Below are 16,915 nucleotides of genomic sequence, written 5' to 3'. Positions count from 1 at the left end.
CGATTGGACGAGTATGAAATTGAACGGCGAATCGTGAGGGGATGCGCTTGGGGTACCGACCTACCGCCGCCGATGCTCGACCGCGAACTTGATCAGCTCGGCCTGCCCTTCGATCTCCAGCTTGCGCTTCAGGTTGAGCCGGTGCGTTTCGACCGTGCGCACCGACAGCCCCGTCTGCTGCGCGATCTGCTTGCTCGACAACCCTTGCGCCAGCGCATCGAGGATGTCGCGTTCGCGCGGCGTCAGCCGATCGAGCGGCGACGCGGTCGCGCTCGCGTGGATCATCCGCGCGGCCAGCCCTTCGCTGAAGAACGTCTGACCGGCCAGCACCGCGCCGATCGCGCGGACGATCTCGCTCGCGGGCGAATCCTTCAGCAGGTAGCCGCTCGCGCCGGCCCGCACGGCTTGCGTCACGTATTCGACGTTGTCGTGCATCGACAGCATCAGCACGCGGATGCCGGGAAACCGCTCGTGGAACACGCCCGCGAGCGTGATGCCGTTCATCCCGTTCATGCCGACGTCCATCAGCGCGAGATCGGGTTCGAGCGACGCGGCGAGCGCGAGCGCCTCGTCGGCGTTGCCGGCTTCGCCGACCACCGACAGGTCGGCCGCCTCGAGCCGCATCCGCAGGCCGTCGCGCACGAGCGGATGATCGTCGACGAGCAGCAGTCGGGCGGCGGGCCGGGCGGAGTCGGGGGCGCTCATGCGTGAAAGTCTCCTGTCATGGGGCGTGTCGTCACGCCGCGCAGCGGCACGCGCGCGGCGACGATCGTGTGGCCGACCTGCGACGCGATCGTCAGCGTGCCGCCGAGCGCGTCGAGGCGCTCGCGCATGTTGCGCAGGCCGATGCCGCGGCGCGCGTCGGCCTGCGAGCGTTCGGCGTCGAAGCCGCAGCCGTTGTCGGCGATGGTCAGCGTGACGGCGTGCGCGCCGACGTCGAGCGTGACGGCCGCGCGCGACGCCTGCGCATGATGCACGATGTTGCTCAACGCTTCCTGCGCGATCCGGAACAGCGCGGTGTTGACGGCCTCGGGCAGCGGCTGCGCGCCGCTGTGCGCGACCTGCGTATAGCCGATGTCGATGCCGCTTTCGGCGCCGAGTTCGCGCACGAGTTGTTCGAGCGCGGCCGCGAGGCCGAGATCGTCGAGCATCGACGGCCGCAGCGCATGCGAGATGCGCCGCACTTCGCGCAGCGTGTCGCCGAGCCGACCGACACCCGACGCGAGCGCCTGCTCGGCTTCGGGCACGCGCGCCGTGCCGCGCTCGAAGCGCGCGAGCGCGGATTCGAGCATCAGCTTCGCGGACACCATCATCTGGCTGATCCCGTCGTGCAGCTCGCGCGACAGCCGCGCACGCTCCTGCTCCTGCGATTCGACGATGCGCTGCGCGAGCAGCTTGAGCTTCGCGTCGGTGCTGCGCGACTCGCTGACGTTCAGCACCAGCGCGCACACGGCGATCGCCGCCGCGCCGGTCAGCGCGATCGCGGTGAGCCAGCTCATCGTGCGCTCGATGTTCGCGGATGCCCGCGCGTCGATGCGCTGCAGCGCGGTGTCGACGTCGTCGAGATAGATGCCGGTGCCGACCATCCAGCCCCAGCGTTCGAGCGCGACGACGTAGCCGAGCTTCGGCGCGACGCGGCCCGTCGACGGTCGCTGCCATGCGTAGCGCACGTAGCCGCCGCCGCTCGACGCCGCGCCGATCAGCTTCTGGATCGTCAGCGCGCCCTGCGGGTCGCGCATCGACCAGTAGTTGTGGCCGACCCGTTCGGGCTCGCGCGGATGCATCAGCGCATTGCCGTGCAGGTCGTACACGAAGAAATAGCCGTCCGGGCCGAAATCCATTTTCTGCAGCATCGCGAGCGCCTGCGTGCGCAGCAGCGCGTCGTCGCGCGCATTGCGGCCGCTCGCGTCGTAGAGCGGCATGATCGCGCTCGTCGCGAGCTCGACATAGTGCTTCAGCTCGACTTCCTTGCTCGACAGGTACGCGGCCTGGATCGTCGCGTGCTGCGTGCGCGCGAGCGACGTCGCCTGCTGGCGCACGCCGAAGCCGATGCCGGCGATCGCGAGCAGGAACGGCACGACGGCCAGAAGGAAGATCTTTGCCTTGAGTCTCATGGTGGTGCGAAGCGGCCGCGAACCGGCGCGGGCCGGCCGGGCGCGTCAGCCGCGCGGCGGCGCGGCGGCGGATCGAGCCGACATTGTCGGCGATTTTGCGCGCGGGCGGCGCCGCCGCCGGGCACCCGGGCGTTCAGGCCCGCCGCGATTCGAAATGGTCCGGCGGCGCGGCCGTCTGCACGACGATGCGATTGCGCCCGGTTTCCTTCGCGCGATACAGCGCGTCGTCGGCGAGCTTCAGCGCGGCCTGTATGTCGTCGTCGCGTTCGGGGTAGCTCGTCGTCACGCCGATGCTCACGGTCAGGCGGCCGGCCGTGCCGGCGTCATGCCGGATGCCGAGATCGAGGATGCCCGTGCGGATCGCCTCGGCGATCGTCACCGCGCCGTCCGTGTCGATGTCGGGCAGGACGACGACGAACTCCTCGCCGCCGTAGCGCGCCGCATAGTCGGCCGGGCGGCGCAGGCAGCCGGCGATGCAGTGGCCGACCGCGGCGAGCGCGTCGTCGCCGGCCTGGTGGCCCTGCGTGTCGTTGTAGCGCTTGAAGTAATCGACGTCGATGAACAGCAGCGACAGCGCGTGCTGCTCGCGCGCGGCGCGGCGCCATTCGCGCGCGAGCGTGACGTCGAGCATCCGGCGGTTGTCGAGGCCCGTGAGGCCGTCGGTGCGCGCGAGCGCCTGCAGTTCGGTTTCCGCGCGGTGGCGCTTGCGCAACTGCACGTCGAGCAGCAGCGACAGGCCGACGAAGCCGATCGCGAGCACGGCCATCGCGGAGCCGATCGGAATCGCGCGGTCGTACCACGCGGCGTAGGTGTCCGCCTCCGAGCGCGCGACCATGATGATGAGCGGCAGGTGCTCGAGGTGCCGGAACACGTACAGGCGCCGCACGCCGTCGATCGTCGCGGTGTCGGCGAAGCTGCCTTCGTTGGCCGTCATGAAGCGCCGGAACGTGCTGGCATGGCTGATGTCGCGGCCGACGATCTTGGGGTCGTACGGCTCGCGCGCGACCATCTTGCCGTCCGTGTTGATCAGCGCGATCGAGCCGCGATCGCCGAGCGACAGGCGCGAGAACAGGTTCTGGAAATATTCGAGCCGGATCGACATCACGGCGACGCCGCCGAACGACCCGTCGGGCTTCGCGATCCGCCGGCTGAGGGCGATGCTCGGGGAGCCGCCGCGCAGCCGGGAGTGATACGGCGGGCTGACGTACAGGCCGACGTCGGGATGGTCGCGGTGCACGGCGAAATACGGCTCGTTGGCGAAATTGGCCTTGCGCGGCACATCGCTCTTGCCGTCGACCGCGATGTCGCCCTTCGCGTCGAGCACGTAGATGCCGCCGAGGTACTTGGCGGTCGTCGCGCGGTCGAACAGCACCTGGCGGCGCAGCGGCATCGGTAGCTTGACGACTTCGGGGTCGGTCGCGCCTTCGACGACGGCCTGCAGCGACAGCGAATAGATCTCGATGTTGCGCTCGATGTCCCACGATGCCATCAGCGCCAGGTTCTGCTGCATCGCAATGGAACGGTCGCGCGCGTCGATGCGGCCTTCGTACAGCACGATGCCGCACAGGAGCAGCAGGAGCAGCGCGATCAGCAGCCCGGTATAGAAAATCAGGTGCGGCAGCAGGAACCTGCGCAGATGAGCGGCGACACGGCGCGTCGGGCCGGATTCGCTGGGCATTGCGTAGTCGGTTTCTGCCATGGTCCGTGTGGATCGATGGGCATCGCCGCCTGGCGGCGGGCCGATGCGATTGTTCGTATGACGTGTCGGCGGCGATCCGGTGCGCGGCCCTTCCGGCGCCTTCCCGCCGTTCGGCGGAGAAAGTTGACACCGATTATCGGCAATCGCGGCCGGATTAACCGGTAAATCATCGATTCACCGGTGGCATCTGCCGCGATTCGACGATCCGGCGAATCGGGTGGCGTGGATTCAACGGAGTATAACGCGCGCGTTCGTGTGCGCGGAAAATGTTGCGACCCGTTGATCCGGATCAAATTATAGTGAATTCACGGACTTGCAAATATCGGGCAGAGCGTTGCGGTACAAGGCTTTGCGGTATGCAAAAGGGTGCCGCGCCGCGTATGGCCGGCGATTCCACTGGTTTAACGGCGGGCGTCCGAGATACTTGAATGCACGTGGTATGTACCGATTATCGGTTTCAGCGGACGATTGCAGTGGCCGTGTCAACGCGAATATGAAAACGGGCGGCCGCGAGGGCCGCCCGTTTGGTCAGGCCGGCATGCGGACCGGCCCGCATGCGCAGGTTTAGGCGCCGTGCTGTTGCGCCTTGAACGCGAGGCGGAACTGGTGCAGCAGTGGCTCGGTGTAACCGCTCGGTTGCGACGTGCCCTGCAGCGCGAGCGCGCACGCGGCCTTGAATGCGGTCGACTGGTCGTAGCCGGGCGCCATCGGGCGATAGTTCGGGTCGCCGGCGTTCTGCTGGTCGACGACGCGCGCCATCCGCTTGAACACGTCGAGCACGAAGGCCTCGGTGATCACGCCGTGGCGCAGCCAGTTGGCGATGTGCTGGCTCGAGATGCGCAGCGTTGCACGGTCTTCCATCAGGCCGACGTCGTGGATGTCGGGCACCTTCGAGCAGCCGACGCCCTGTTCGACCCAGCGCACGACGTAGCCGAGGATGCCCTGTGCGTTGTTCTCGACCTCGCTCAGGATCTCGGCCTCGCTCCACGCGGCGCGCTCGACGACCGGCACGGTCAGCAGCCCTTCGAGCAGCGTGTCGCGTTCGCTCGCGTACGGCGTCTTCTCGAGTTCCTGCTGGACGGCCTGCACGTCGACGAGGTGGTAGTGCAGCGCGTGCAGCGTCGCGGCGGTCGGCGACGGCACCCAGGCGGTGTTCGCGCCGGCGCGCGGATGCGCGATCTTCTGCTCGAGCATCGCGCGCATCAGGTCCGGCATCGCCCACATGCCCTTGCCGATCTGCGCGCGGCCGCGCAGGCCGGCCGACAGGCCCGCGAGCACGTTGTTGCGCTCGTACGACTGGATCCACGCGGACGACTTCATGTCGCCCTTGCGGATCATCGGGCCCGCTTCCATCGCGGTGTGCATCTCGTCGCCGGTGCGGTCGAGGAAGCCGGTGTTGATGAACGCGACACGCGCGGCCGCCGCGGCGATACACGCGGCGAGGTTTACGCTGGTGCGGCGCTCCTCGTCCATGATGCCCATCTTCAGCGTGTTGCGCGGCAGGCCGTACAGATCCTCGATGCGTGCGAACAGCGTATCGGCGAACGCGACTTCGACCGGGCCGTGCATCTTCGGCTTCACGATGTAGATCGAACCCGTGCGCGAATTGCGCTTCGCCTTCAGGTCGTGCAGCGCGCACAGCGTCGTGACGACGCCGTCGAGGATGCCTTCCGGGATCTCGTTGCCGTCGCGGTCGAGCACCGCGCCGTTGGTCATCAGGTGGCCGACGTTGCGCACGAACAGCAGCGAGCGGCCGTGCAGCGACAGCGTGCCGCCGTCGGGCGTGGTGTACTCGCGGTCGGCGTTCAGGCGGCGCGTGAAGTGCTTGCCGCCCTTCGCGACTTCCTCGGCCAGCGTGCCCTGCATCAGGCCGAGCCAGTTGCGGTAGAGCTGGACCTTGTCGTCGGCGTCGACCGCCGCGACCGAATCCTCGCAGTCGATGATCGTGCTGACCGCCGCTTCGAGCACGATGTCCTTCACGTTCGCGAGATCGGCGCGGCCGATCGGCGTCGACGCGTCGATCTGGATCTCGAGGTGCAGGCCGTTGTGCTTCAGCAGGATCGCGGACGGCGCGTCGGCCGTGCCCTGGTAGCCGACGAACTGCGCCGGCTGCGCGAGCGATACGTTGCCTTTCGCGGTTTCGACGGCGAGCTGGCCGTCCTGCACGCGATAGCGCAGCGCGTCGCGGTGTGAGCCGCTCGCGAGCGGCGCCGCGTTGTCGAGCACGTTGCGCGCATAGTCGATCACGCGCTGGCCGCGCGTGGGGTTGTAGGCCGCGGTGCGTTCGGCGCCGCCGTCTTCGGGCAGCGCGTCGGTGCCGTACAGCGCGTCGTACAGGCTGCCCCAGCGGGCGTTCGCGGCGTTCAGCGCGTAGCGCGCGTTCGACAGCGGCACGACGAGCTGCGGGCCGGCCTGCGTGGCGATCTCGCTGTCGACGTTCGCGGTGGCTGCCGCGACGTTCGACGGGACCGGCACGAGGTAGCCGATTTGTTCGAGGAAGGCACGGTACGCGGCGTGGTCGCGTACGGGGCCCGGGTGGGCACGGTGCCACGCGTCGAGTTCCTGCTGCAGGCGGTCGCGTTCCGCGAGCAGTTCGCGGTTGCGCGGCGCGAGGTCGTGCACCAGGGCCGAGAAACCGCTCCAGAACGCGGCCTTGTCGATGCCGGTGCCCGGCAGCGCTTCGTTTTCAATGAACTGGCTCAGCGCTGGCGCGACTTGCAGTCCTGCTTGGTCGATCATCGTTAATCCTCCCGGGGAAAAATGCGCGCGCGGCTTGGCTGGTTATTCCGCGACGCTCTGTGTGCCGGCGCGGGCGATCTGCGCGTCCTGCTCCGACTTTACGCCAGACACGCCGATCGCGCCCGCAATCCGGCCGCCGACCGTGACCGGCACGCCGCCTTCGAGCAACCCGCTCAGCGGCGCGCTGAGAAACGCGGTGCGGCCACCGTTGATCATATCCTCATACGCCTTCGTCTCGCGACGGCCGAGCGCCGCCGCGCGCGCCTTGTCCTGCGCGATGTCGCTGCTGGCCGGCGACGCGCCGTCCAGCCGCGCGAACGCGAGCAGGTGGCCGCCGTCGTCGACGACGGCGATCGACACGGCCCAGCCGTGGCGTTCCGCTTCCGCGCGGGCGGCGGCGAGCATGCGGTCGGCGTCGGCCAGTTCGAGTTCGGGTTTCGTCTGCATGGCATTCCTCCGGAATCCGGTCAGTTGACGAGCCGGTTGTCGACGAGCTCGATCCAGTGGCGTACGGGCGTGCGACCCGCGCCGTTCAGGTGAGTCTGGCAGCCGACGTTGGCCGTGACAATCAGGTCCGGCCGCGCGGCTTCGAGCGCATCGAGCTTGTTGTCGCGCAGCGTCGTCGCGAGCTCGGGCTGCGTCAGCGAATACGTGCCGGCCGAGCCGCAGCACAGATGGCCGTCGGCGACATTCGTCAGATCGAAGCCGAGCCGCGTCAGGACGCTTTCGACCGCGCCGCCGAGGCGCTGAGCGTGCTGCAGCGTGCACGGGCAGTGGACCGCGATGCGGCGCGGCGTCCCATCGGCCAGCGCGTCGAGCGGCTCGGCCGCGATCACTTCGGCGAGATCGCGCGCGAGCGTGCTGACGCGCCGCGCCTTCTCCGCATAGACGGGGTCGGAGCGCAACAGGTCGCCGTATTCCTTGACGAACGCGCCGCAGCCGCTCGCCGTCAGCACGATCGCTTCCGCGCCGGCTTCGATCGCCGGCCACCACGCATCGATATTGCGGCGTGCGCGGACCAGGCCCGCCTCCTGCGCGTTCAGGTGATATTCGGTCGCGCCGCAGCAGCCGGCCTCGCGCGCCGGCGTGATGCTGATGCCGAGCCGGTCGAGCACGCGCGCGGCGGCCGCGTTGGTGTTCGGCGACAGCGACGGCTGCACGCAGCCTTCGAGCATCAGCACGCGCCGGGCGTGACGCGCGGCGGGGCGCGCGGCGGCCGCGGGGACGGCGGCCGGGATCTTGTCCCGCAGCGTGCCGGGCAGCAGCGGGCGCAGCGCGCGGCCGGCCTTCAGCAGCGCGGCGAACGTCGCCGGACGCGGCACGACGTGACGCAGCCCCGCGCGCAGCCATCGTTCGCGCGCGGGCCGCGGCGCGCGCTTCTCGGCTTCCGCTCGGCCGATGTCGAGCAGCGTGTGGTAGCGCACGCCGGACGGGCAGGTGGTCTCGCAGTTGCGGCACGTCAGGCAGCGGTCGAGATGCCGTTGCGTGCGCTCGCCGCACGGCTCGCCTTCGAGCAGCTGCTTGATCAGGTAGATGCGGCCGCGCGGCCCGTCGAGCTCGTTGCCGAGCACCTGGTAGGTCGGGCAGGTCGCATTGCAGAAGCCGCAGTGCACGCAGGCGCGCAGGATCGCTTCCGCTTCGTCGGCCCGGGCGAGGGCCTTGCTTGCTTCGCTGAGATTGGTTTGCATCGGCGGGTCGGGGTCAGGTTCGCGTCAGAAGTCGGCGTAGAGCCGGTCGGGGTTGAAAATCGCGTACGGGTCGAGCTGCGCCTTGAGCTGCCGGTGGACGCGCAGCAGCGCGGGCGGCAGCGGCTGGAACGGCGCGTGTGCGGCGCCCGCCGTGAAGCAGGTCGCGTGGCCGCCCCATTGCGCGGCGAGCCGCTGCACGTCGGCCGGCGCGGCGTCGCTCTTCAGCCAGCGCTGCGCGCCGCCCCAGTCGACGAGCTGCGCGCCCGGTAACGCGTCGAGCGGCGCGGCAGCCGGCACCGACACGCGCCACAGCGGGCGCGGATCGTCGAAGAACGGCAGCGCAAGGTCGCGCAACCGTGCCCAGAACGTGTCCCCGGCGTCGTCCATCGGATCGCCGCCGATCGTGTCGCGCGCGGCCTTGACCGAGCCGTCGCCACCCTCGATGCGCACGCGCAGCACGCCGTCCGCGTGGCACGCGCCCGCGAGCGGCAGCCCCGCGCGCCGCCATGCGGCGACGCGCTGAACGGCTTCGCCGGCCGCGAGCGTCAACGCGAGATCGCCGGTCGCGCGCGGTTTCGGCAGCACCTTCAGCGACACCTCGGTCACGACGCCGAGACAGCCGAAGCTGCCCGCGAGCAGCCGCGACACGTCGTAGCCCGCGACGTTCTTCATCACTTCGCCGCCGAACCGCAGGTGCTTCGCGTGGCCGGTGATCACGCGGCAGCCGAGCACGAAGTCGCGTACCGCGCCGGCCCACGGGCGGCGCGGTCCCGACAGCGCCGCTGCGAACATCCCGCCGACCGTCGCCGCGCCGCCGAACGACGGCGGCTCGCACGGCAGCATCTGGCCGGCCGTGTCGAGCATTGCTTCGAGATCGGCGAGCGGCGTGCCCGCGCGCGCGGTGACGACGAGCTCGGTCGGGTCGTACGAGACGACGCCGCGATGCATGCGTACGTCGAGCGTGCGGCCTTCGACGGGGCGGCCGAGGCACGCCTTCGTGCCGGCGCCGCGGATGTGCAGCGGCTGGCGATCGTGGATCGCCGCGTCGACCTGCGCGACGAGCGCCGCGCTGTCGTCGATCGATTCGATGTCGCGTCGCATCAGAAGCGCTCCAGTTCGGGAAACGGCAGCTGGCCGTGATGGACGTACATCGCGCCGAATTCGGCACAGCGGTGCAGCGTCGGGATGTTCTTGCCGGGATTGAGCAGCCCCTGCGGGTCGAACGCGGCCTTCACCGCGTGGAAGAACGTGATTTCGTCGGCGTTGAACTGCACGCACATCTGGTTGATCTTCTCGCGCCCGACGCCGTGCTCGCCGGTGATGCTGCCGCCCGCCGCGACGCACAGCTCGAGGATCCTGCCGCCGAGCGCTTCCGCGCGATCGAGCTCGCCGGGCCGGTTCGCATCGAACAGGATCAGCGGGTGCATGTTGCCGTCACCCGCGTGGAACACGTTCGCGACCGGCAGCCCGTATTCGGCCGACAGCGCGGCGATCCCTTCGAGCACGCGCGGCAGCTCGCGACGCGGGATCGTGCCGTCCATGCAGTAGTAGTCGGGCGACATGCGGCCGACCGCGGGAAACGCGTTCTTGCGGCCGGCCCAGAAGCGCTGGCGCTCGGCCTCGTCGCGCGCGACGCGAATCTCGGTGGCGCCCGCGTCGCGCAGCAGCGCGGCGACGCGCTCGGCATCCTCGTCGACGTCGCTCGCCGCGCCGTCGAGTTCGCACAGCAGGATCGCCTGCGCATCGACCGGGTAGCCCGCATGGATGAAATCCTCGGCCGCGCGGATCGCGAGGTTGTCCATCATCTCGAGGCCGCCGGGAATCACGCCCGCGCCGATGATTCGCGCGACCGCGACGCCGGCCTCGGCGACGTCGTCGAAGCTCGCCATCAGCACCTTCACGCTCGGCGGCTTCGGCAGCAGCTTCACGGTCACTTCGGTGACGATGCCGAGCATGCCTTCGGAGCCGGTGAACAGCGCGAGCAGGTCGAAGCCGGGCGCGTCGAGCGCATCGGCGCCGAGCGTGAGCGTGTCGCCGTCGATCGTCAGGATCTCGACCTTCAGGATGTTGTGCACCGTGAGCCCGTATTTCAGGCAGTGCACGCCGCCCGCGTTTTCGGCGACGTTGCCGCCGATCGAGCATGCGATTTGCGACGACGGATCGGGCGCGTAGTAAAGGCCATGCGGCGCGGCCGCCTGCGAGATCGCGAGATTGCGCACGCCGGGCTGCACGCGTGCAATGCCGGCATCGGGGTCGATGTCGAGAATCCGGTTGAACTTCGCCATCACCAGCAGGAGGCCTTTTTCGAGCGGCATCGCGCCGCCCGACAGCCCCGTGCCCGCGCCGCGCGCGACGACCGGCACACCGTGCGCGGCCGCGACGCGCAGCACCGCGCGCACCTGGTCGACCGTGTCGGGCAGCACGACCGCGAGCGGTACCGTGCGGTACGCGGCGAGGCCGTCGCATTCGAACGGCTTGAGCGCCTCGCGTTCGTGCAGCACGTCGAGGCCGGGCGCCGCCGCATGCAGCGCGGCGACGAGCGTGTCACGGTCGACGGTCGCCAGCGCGCCGTCGATCCGTTCGTCGTAGATGAAACTCATCGGTCTGTCTCCACCATGCAGGCGGCCGCGCGATGCGCGGCACGCCGGAAGGAAGGGATTCTTGGCGGGCCGCGCGGGCGTGTCCAGATGTCTTCAAGGTGGTCGTACCAGTTTTTCGATCGAGCCTTTTGAGATAGTCGTGGCGGGCCAGGAAAAACCAGTAGGAACAAGGCTTTGTGAGAAAATCGGCGATATCCGTCCAAAGTGGTCATACCAGTATGGGAATGCAGGATCGAGAAGGGCCGGCGCGGCGCGTGGCCGATGTCGTCGCCGAGCGGATCGAGCAGCTGATCGTCGACGGCGTGCTGAAGGCCGGGCAGGCGTTGCCGTCCGAACGGCGGCTGACCGAGAAGCTCGGCGTGTCGCGTACGGCCGTGCGCGAAGGGATGAAGCTGCTGCACGCGCGCGGGATCATCGACACGGCGCATGGCAAGGGCTCGTTCGTTGCGAGCCTGACCCCGCAGCGCGAGGTCACGCCGATGATGCATCTGCTCGGCTCGCAGCCGCGCACGCTGTACGACCTGTTCGAGGTGCGCGGGATGCTCGAGGCCGAGGCCGCGCGGCTTGCGGCGCTGCGCGGCACGCCGGCCGATTTCATCCTGATCCGGCGCCGCTACGAGGAAATGACGGCGGCCGACGCGCAGGATCTCGACCCCGCCGCGCGCGCGAAGCTCGATCACGCGTTCCATCTCGCGATCTGCGAGGCGTCGCACAACCCCGTGCTCGTCAATACGCTGCAGTCGCTGACCGACCTGCTGCTCAGTTCGGTGTTCGCGTCGGTGAACAACCTCTATCACCGCGAGCCGTTGAAGAAGCAGATCGACCGCCAGCATGCGCGGCTCTACAACGCGGTTACCGGGCGGTTGCCCGACCAGGCACGCAAGGCCGCGAGCGAACATATCCGCCAGTGCGTCGAGTATCTGCGCGAGATCGAGCAGGAGGAACAGCGGCTCGTACGTTCGACGTTGCGGCTCGAAGGGTGGACTTGAGCAAGCGCTGGTGCGTTCGGGCGATGACGTCGATCAAGTGAAGTGCGTTGACGATGCGGGTTGACACGCCAATGCATCATGATGTGACGTATCCGGCGAGCGGCGCGCGCTGATTGGCACATTCGTGCAATACGCGCCGTGTACCGTCGAGCGTGTTACGCCATCGATCCCGACAGGAGGATGCTGCATGTCGATGCCGACGCATGGCGGCGGCCCTGATACCCACGCCGGCCCGAATCCGCAAGATGACCGCACGGCGCTGCTGGCGACGCTCGACGAACTGCTGGAGGCCGAGCGCGCGAGCGCACGTGTGGCTTCCGAAACGGCGGCCGAGGTAACCGGCGATCCGGAGCTGCATCGGCTGATCGCGCACATTCGCCAGGACGACGCGCACGGGTGCAGCGTGCTCGTCGACGCGATCCGGTCGCTCGATGCCGTACCGACGCGCGCGACGGGCGCGTTCCACGAGCAGGCGATGGCGATCGACGATCTGGCGCAGCGGCTGGCGTTCCTGAACCGCGGCCAGCGCTGGGTCGTGCGCAAGCTGCAGACGTTGCTGCCGACGCTTGCCGATCGGGACATGCATCACGCGCTGTCGTTGATGCTGGTCGCGCACGAGAAGAATATCGGGGCGGTGGCGGTGTGGCTGCGCGGTGCGGCGCACGGGGCGCAACCCGCGCCGTAACCGCTAGAATTGCGGTTTTTAGCCCGGAATACGTCCATGTCTTTTGCCTCGCTTGGCCTGATCGAGCCGCTGCTGCGTAACCTGCAGGGCCTCAATTACCAGACACCTACGCCGGTGCAGGCCAAGGCGATTCCTGCGGTGCTGAACGGCAAGGACGTCATGGCCGCGGCACAAACCGGCACCGGCAAGACGGCAGGGTTTGCGCTGCCGCTGTTGCAACGGCTCGTGCAACACGGCCCGGCGGTATCCAGCAACCGCGCGCGCGTGCTGGTGCTGGTGCCCACGCGCGAACTGGCCGAACAGGTGCTGCAAAGCTTCGTCGAGTACGGCAAGGGCCTCGATCTGCGTTTCCTGGCCGCCTACGGCGGCGTGAGCATCAACCCGCAGATGATGAAGTTGCGCAAGGGCGTGGACGTGCTCGTTGCCACGCCGGGCCGCCTGCTCGACCTCAATCGCCAGAACGCGGTGCAGTTCGATCAGGTGCAGACGCTGGTGCTGGATGAAGCCGATCGCATGCTGGATCTCGGCTTTGCGCGCGAGCTCAATGCCGTCTTCGCCGCGTTGCCGACGCGGCGCCAGACACTGCTGTTCTCCGCCACGTTTACCGACGATATCCGCGCGATGGCGGCGGGCATCCTGCGCAATCCGGTCGATATCAGCGTCAGCCCGCCCAACGTCACGGCCAGCAAGATCAAGCAGTGGGTGGTGACGGTCGACAAGCGGAACAAGCCCGATCTGTTCATGCACCTGGTGGCCGAGAACAACTGGGAGCACGCGCTGGTATTCGTCAAGACCCGCAATGGCGTCGACTATCTGGCGGCCATGCTGGATGAAGCCGGCTATGCGGTCGACACCATCCACGGCGACAAGCCGCAACCCGCGCGCCTGCGGGCGCTGGAGCGCTTCAAGGCACGCGAAGTACAGATGCTGGTCGCCACCGATGTGGCGGCGCGCGGGCTGGATATCGACGATCTGCCGCTGGTGATCAACGTCGATCTGCCGATCGTCGCGCAGGACTACGTGCACCGCATCGGCCGGACCGGCCGCGCGGGTGCCAGCGGGGTGGCCGTGTCGCTCGTGTGTGCCGATGAAGCGCCGCAACTGGCCGCGATCGAAGCGTTGATCCGGCAAACGCTGCGGCGCGAGGAAGAGCCGGGTTTCGAAGCCGAACACCGCGTGCCGGAGACGAGCGCGACGGGGCAGATCATCAAGAAACCTAAAAAACCGAAGAAGCCCAAGGTGCAGCACGCCGCGCCGGTTGCCAAGCCGGCGCCCGGCAAGAAGCCGCGATCGCCGGGCGGCGAAGGGCAGCGCAAGCCTGCGGCGCAGCATGCGAGGTCGGCCGACAGCGGGCCGGACTACACCATCGGCAGTCCGTTCAGTGTGAAAAAGCCGCGCGGCAAACCTGGCGGCAAGCCAGCGGGCAAGCCTGCCGGCGGCCGGGGCAAACCGTCCAGGTAATCCGGATCGGTCCTTTCAAAGTCGGTCAGCCGATCCGGCTGCATCCGGCAACTGCGGCCTGTTCGGCGTGCGTCGACGTTTGCTGAAACAGGTCGTGCGTACGTCGCGCGCGGACGGGCGTAGCCATGGCCGACGGCCACGACAAACCGTCAGGCGGTGGACGTGCTTGAAACCCGTCGTTGCATGCGTGCCATGACGCGCGTTGCTCGACCCGTTGTCCAGGCCGTCACTTCGGCCATCGCCAGGTCGGATCGCTCAGATGTTCGGCGAAGTAATCGGACAGCGCCGCGACCTTCGCCGGTCGCGCGCGCGCCGACGGCGTCACGAAGTAAAGACCGCCCTTCGTCAGCGACCAGTCGGTGAGGATCGCTTCGAGACGCCCGTCGGCCAGATATTCGCCGGCGATGAACTCGGGCAGTTCGGCAATCGCCAGGCCGTCGAGCAGCGTGGGCAGCAGCGCATCGGCGTTCGTCACGCGCAGCGGGCCCGCCGGCATCACCGGTTCCTCCTCGCCCGCGTCGTTCGTGAAGCGCCACACGGCGCTGCGTGCACGGTACGCGTACGAGAGACACGGACGGTTCGCCAGTTCGCGCGGATGCGCGGGCCGCCCTTCGCGCCGCAGATACTCCGGCGACGCCACCACGTATTGCGTGACCGCGCACAGCCGCCGGGCGACCAGCGACGAATCCGGCAGCGCGGCGATACGCAGGGCGGCGTCGAACCCGTCGCCGACCAGATCGACCGACGCGTCCGACAGATGCAGGTCGATCGACACCTCCGGGTATGCGCGAAAGAAGCCGGGCAGCAACGGCGCGACCCAGCGCAGCCCGTACGACATCGGCACGGCCAGCCGCACCAGCCCGCGTGGCTGTACCGACATTTCGCGCGCCGAGCTTTCCGCCTCCTCGGCCTGGCGATAGATCTCGCCGGCTTTCTCGCTGATCGTCCGGCCGAACTCGGTGAGCGAGAGCTGACGCGACGTGCGATTGAACAGCCGCGCGCCCAGCCGGTCCTCCAGGCGGGCCACGCCGCGCGAGACCGTGGCGACCGATACGCCGGTCGCGCGCGCCGCGGCTGCGAACGATCCGTGCTCGGCCACCTTCGCGAACATCGCGAGCCCTTCGAAATCGGGGAGTTGAGCCATGTCCTTGTCTTTTCATTTATGCAACGTTTGATTGCAATCAATTCTATTTCGAAAAGATAAGGCCGTCGATATTCTCCTCACATCGCAGCAAGCCGCTGCGACGCAAACATCACCGACTCATCGAAAGGAGCACTACCATGGCACGCAAACTCGACAACAAGATCGCACTCGTCACCGGCGCAACCAGCGGCATCGGCCTCGCCACCGCGCAACGCTTCGCGGCGGAAGGCGCGCACGTCTATCTCACGGGCCGCCGACAGGCGGAACTCGATGCCGCCGTGAAAGGCATTCGCGAAGCCGGCGGCAACGCGACCGGCGTCCGTTCGGATTCCACCCGGCTCGATGAACTCGACGCGCTGTATGCGCAAATCAAGGAAGAACAGGGGCGCCTCGACGTGCTGTTCGTGAACGCCGGCGGCGGTTCGATGCTGCCGCTTGGCAACATCACCGAAGCGCACTACGACGACACCTTCGACCGCAACGTGAAGGGCGTGCTGTTCACGGTGCAAAAAGCGCTGCCGCTGCTTGCCGAGGGCGCATCGGTGATTCTCACCGGCTCGACGGCCGGTAGCGCGGGCACTGCCGCGTTCAGCGTGTACTCGGCTTCGAAGGCGGCGGTGCGGGCGTTTGCGCGCAGCTGGATTCTCGACCTCAAGGACCGCCGTGTGCGCGTGAACACGATCAGCCCGGGCGCGACCCGTACGCCGGGCCTGCTGGATCTTGCCGGCGACGACGCCGCGCAGCGCCAGGGGCTGGCCGATTATCTGGCTGCGCAGATCCCGATGGGGCGGCTCGGCGAGCCCGGCGAGATCGCGAGCGCGGCGCTGTTCCTGGCCTCGGACGACGCGAGCTTCGTGAACGGCATCGAACTGTTCGTCGATGGCGGTCAGCAGCAGATCTGAGCGTTGCCGGGGCGCCCGGGGTGTGGGGGACGCGGTCTTCGACGATCGCGATCCGCACCCGGCGTACCCGAATCGAGCTTCATCATGATCGAACATCGGCCTTTTCTTGCGCTGGGCGTGCTGCGGCGCGGCGGTGTCGACGCCCGCCGGCATTTCCGCGAGGGCGTCGACCCTGCGCTGCCCGGCCCGCTCTACGGATGGGACGACGTCGAATTCGCGCCGCACTCGGGCCTCGGCATGCAGGTTCACCGCGACGTCGAGATCGTCACATGGGTGCGTTCGGGCGCCATCACGCACGAGGACGACGCGGGCAATCGCGTGCGTCTGGTCGCCGATTCCGTCCATGTGACGAGTGCCGGCGCGGCGTTTCATCACGCCGAGCGCAACGAGGAAAACGTACCCGCGCGGCAGTTCCGAATCTGGCTGCGTCCGCGCACACCGGCCGGCACCGCGCGCTGCGCGACGCGCGTCTGTTCGCCCGGATGTCGCGACGGCCGATTCGTGACGGTGGCGAGCGGCGATCCAGACGATGTTCGCGCCGGCGCGCTGCCCCTTCACGCCGACGCACGTGTGCGTATCGCGATGCTGCGCGAAGGCACGACGATGCAGCACGGGTTGCCGCTACCGGGCGCCGCCTATCTGGTTGCGGATCACGGGCGGCTGGACGTCGGGCCGATCAGGCTGGCGCAACGCGACGGCATCGCCGTTCGCGATGAAACGTGGCTCGCGTTGCGGGCGCGAGTCGACACGGAGGTCGTGATCGTCGAGCGCCTGCGCCAGGGCAGGCGCGTCGACAGGTGACATCGAGCGGCATTGCCTTCCAATCCGCACGGCATGAAAAAAGCCCGCCGAAGCGGGCAACCTCACGATGCGGAGGGGGAGATGCGAAAAACG

13 protein-coding genes and 1 pseudogene are annotated in these 16,915 nt (G+C 68.6%); 5 read left to right on the top strand and 9 right to left on the bottom strand.

The window, feature by feature from the left end; translation table 11 throughout:
* Positions 1-60: 60 nt before the first annotated feature.
* The 8 genes from VXM69_RS01825 to glcD form a co-directional block, all read right to left on the bottom strand.
* Positions 61-705 carry a response regulator transcription factor gene (locus tag VXM69_RS01825; protein WP_124608468.1) on the bottom strand — a complete coding sequence of 215 codons (645 nt, stop codon included), beginning with the start codon at positions 703-705 and terminating at the stop codon, positions 61-63.
* On the bottom strand, positions 702-2,114 hold the full coding sequence (locus tag VXM69_RS01820) for a cache domain-containing protein (protein ID WP_049028716.1): 1,413 nt from the start codon (positions 2,112-2,114) through the stop codon (positions 702-704). The genes VXM69_RS01825 and VXM69_RS01820 overlap by 4 nt, the downstream gene beginning before the upstream one ends.
* A gap of 133 nt (positions 2,115-2,247) precedes the next feature.
* Positions 2,248-3,813, bottom strand: coding sequence for a sensor domain-containing diguanylate cyclase (locus tag VXM69_RS01815; protein ID WP_034187571.1), 1,566 nt, complete (start codon positions 3,811-3,813; stop codon positions 2,248-2,250).
* Positions 3,814-4,377: 564 nt separating this feature from the next.
* The gene (locus VXM69_RS01810) at positions 4,378-6,552 is read right to left on the bottom strand and encodes a malate synthase G (RefSeq protein ID WP_367188889.1); all 2,175 of its coding nucleotides are present in this window, start codon (positions 6,550-6,552) and stop codon (positions 4,378-4,380) included.
* Positions 6,553-6,594: 42 nt separating this feature from the next.
* Positions 6,595-6,999 (bottom strand): heme-binding protein, encoded by a 405-nt coding sequence (locus tag VXM69_RS01805; protein ID WP_059559247.1) that lies wholly within the window; start codon positions 6,997-6,999, stop codon positions 6,595-6,597.
* Between the two features lie 20 nt (positions 7,000-7,019).
* Positions 7,020-8,240 carry a glycolate oxidase subunit GlcF gene (gene glcF, locus VXM69_RS01800; RefSeq protein ID WP_367188888.1) on the bottom strand — a complete coding sequence of 407 codons (1,221 nt, stop codon included), beginning with the start codon at positions 8,238-8,240 and terminating at the stop codon, positions 7,020-7,022.
* Positions 8,241-8,264: 24 nt separating this feature from the next.
* On the bottom strand, positions 8,265-9,341 hold the full coding sequence (glcE, locus tag VXM69_RS01795; protein WP_367188887.1) for a glycolate oxidase subunit GlcE: 1,077 nt from the start codon (positions 9,339-9,341) through the stop codon (positions 8,265-8,267).
* Complete coding sequence (gene glcD / locus VXM69_RS01790) at positions 9,341-10,840, bottom strand: glycolate oxidase subunit GlcD (protein ID WP_367188886.1); 1,500 nt, start codon at positions 10,838-10,840, stop codon at positions 9,341-9,343. The genes glcE and glcD overlap by 1 nt, the downstream gene beginning before the upstream one ends.
* Before the next feature lie 218 nt (positions 10,841-11,058).
* Here glcD and glcC point away from each other — a divergent pair, with 218 nt between their 5' ends.
* The 3 genes and pseudogenes from glcC (at position 11,059) to VXM69_RS01775 (ending at position 13,975) form a co-directional block, all read left to right on the top strand.
* The gene (glcC, locus tag VXM69_RS01785; protein WP_049030349.1) at positions 11,059-11,829 is read left to right on the top strand and encodes a transcriptional regulator GlcC; all 771 of its coding nucleotides are present in this window, start codon (positions 11,059-11,061) and stop codon (positions 11,827-11,829) included.
* 250 nt (positions 11,830-12,079) lie between these two features.
* Positions 12,080-12,514: pseudogene (locus tag VXM69_RS01780) on the top strand (DUF6306 domain-containing protein); the annotation flags it as partial.
* A gap of 36 nt (positions 12,515-12,550) precedes the next feature.
* Positions 12,551-13,975, top strand: coding sequence for a DEAD/DEAH box helicase (locus tag VXM69_RS01775; RefSeq protein WP_367188885.1), 1,425 nt, complete (start codon positions 12,551-12,553; stop codon positions 13,973-13,975).
* Between the two features lie 226 nt (positions 13,976-14,201).
* Here VXM69_RS01775 and VXM69_RS01770 read toward each other — a convergent pair whose 3' ends face one another.
* Positions 14,202-15,119, bottom strand: coding sequence for a LysR family transcriptional regulator (locus tag VXM69_RS01770; RefSeq protein WP_034187580.1), 918 nt, complete (start codon positions 15,117-15,119; stop codon positions 14,202-14,204).
* Between the two features lie 137 nt (positions 15,120-15,256).
* Here VXM69_RS01770 and VXM69_RS01765 point away from each other — a divergent pair, with 137 nt between their 5' ends.
* Positions 15,257-16,021 (top strand): SDR family oxidoreductase, encoded by a 765-nt coding sequence (locus VXM69_RS01765; protein ID WP_034187581.1) that lies wholly within the window; start codon positions 15,257-15,259, stop codon positions 16,019-16,021.
* A gap of 84 nt (positions 16,022-16,105) precedes the next feature.
* Positions 16,106-16,822, top strand: coding sequence for a pirin family protein (locus VXM69_RS01760; protein ID WP_367188884.1), 717 nt, complete (start codon positions 16,106-16,108; stop codon positions 16,820-16,822).
* Positions 16,823-16,915: the final 93 nt, after the last annotated feature.

Source organism: Burkholderia sp. Ed8 (assembly GCF_040761425.1).
GTDB classification, from domain to species: Bacteria; Pseudomonadota; Gammaproteobacteria; order Burkholderiales; family Burkholderiaceae; genus Burkholderia; species Burkholderia seminalis.
The sequence above is the reverse complement of the archived record's forward strand: the minus strand, read 5'-3'. Positions and strand labels throughout refer to the sequence as shown.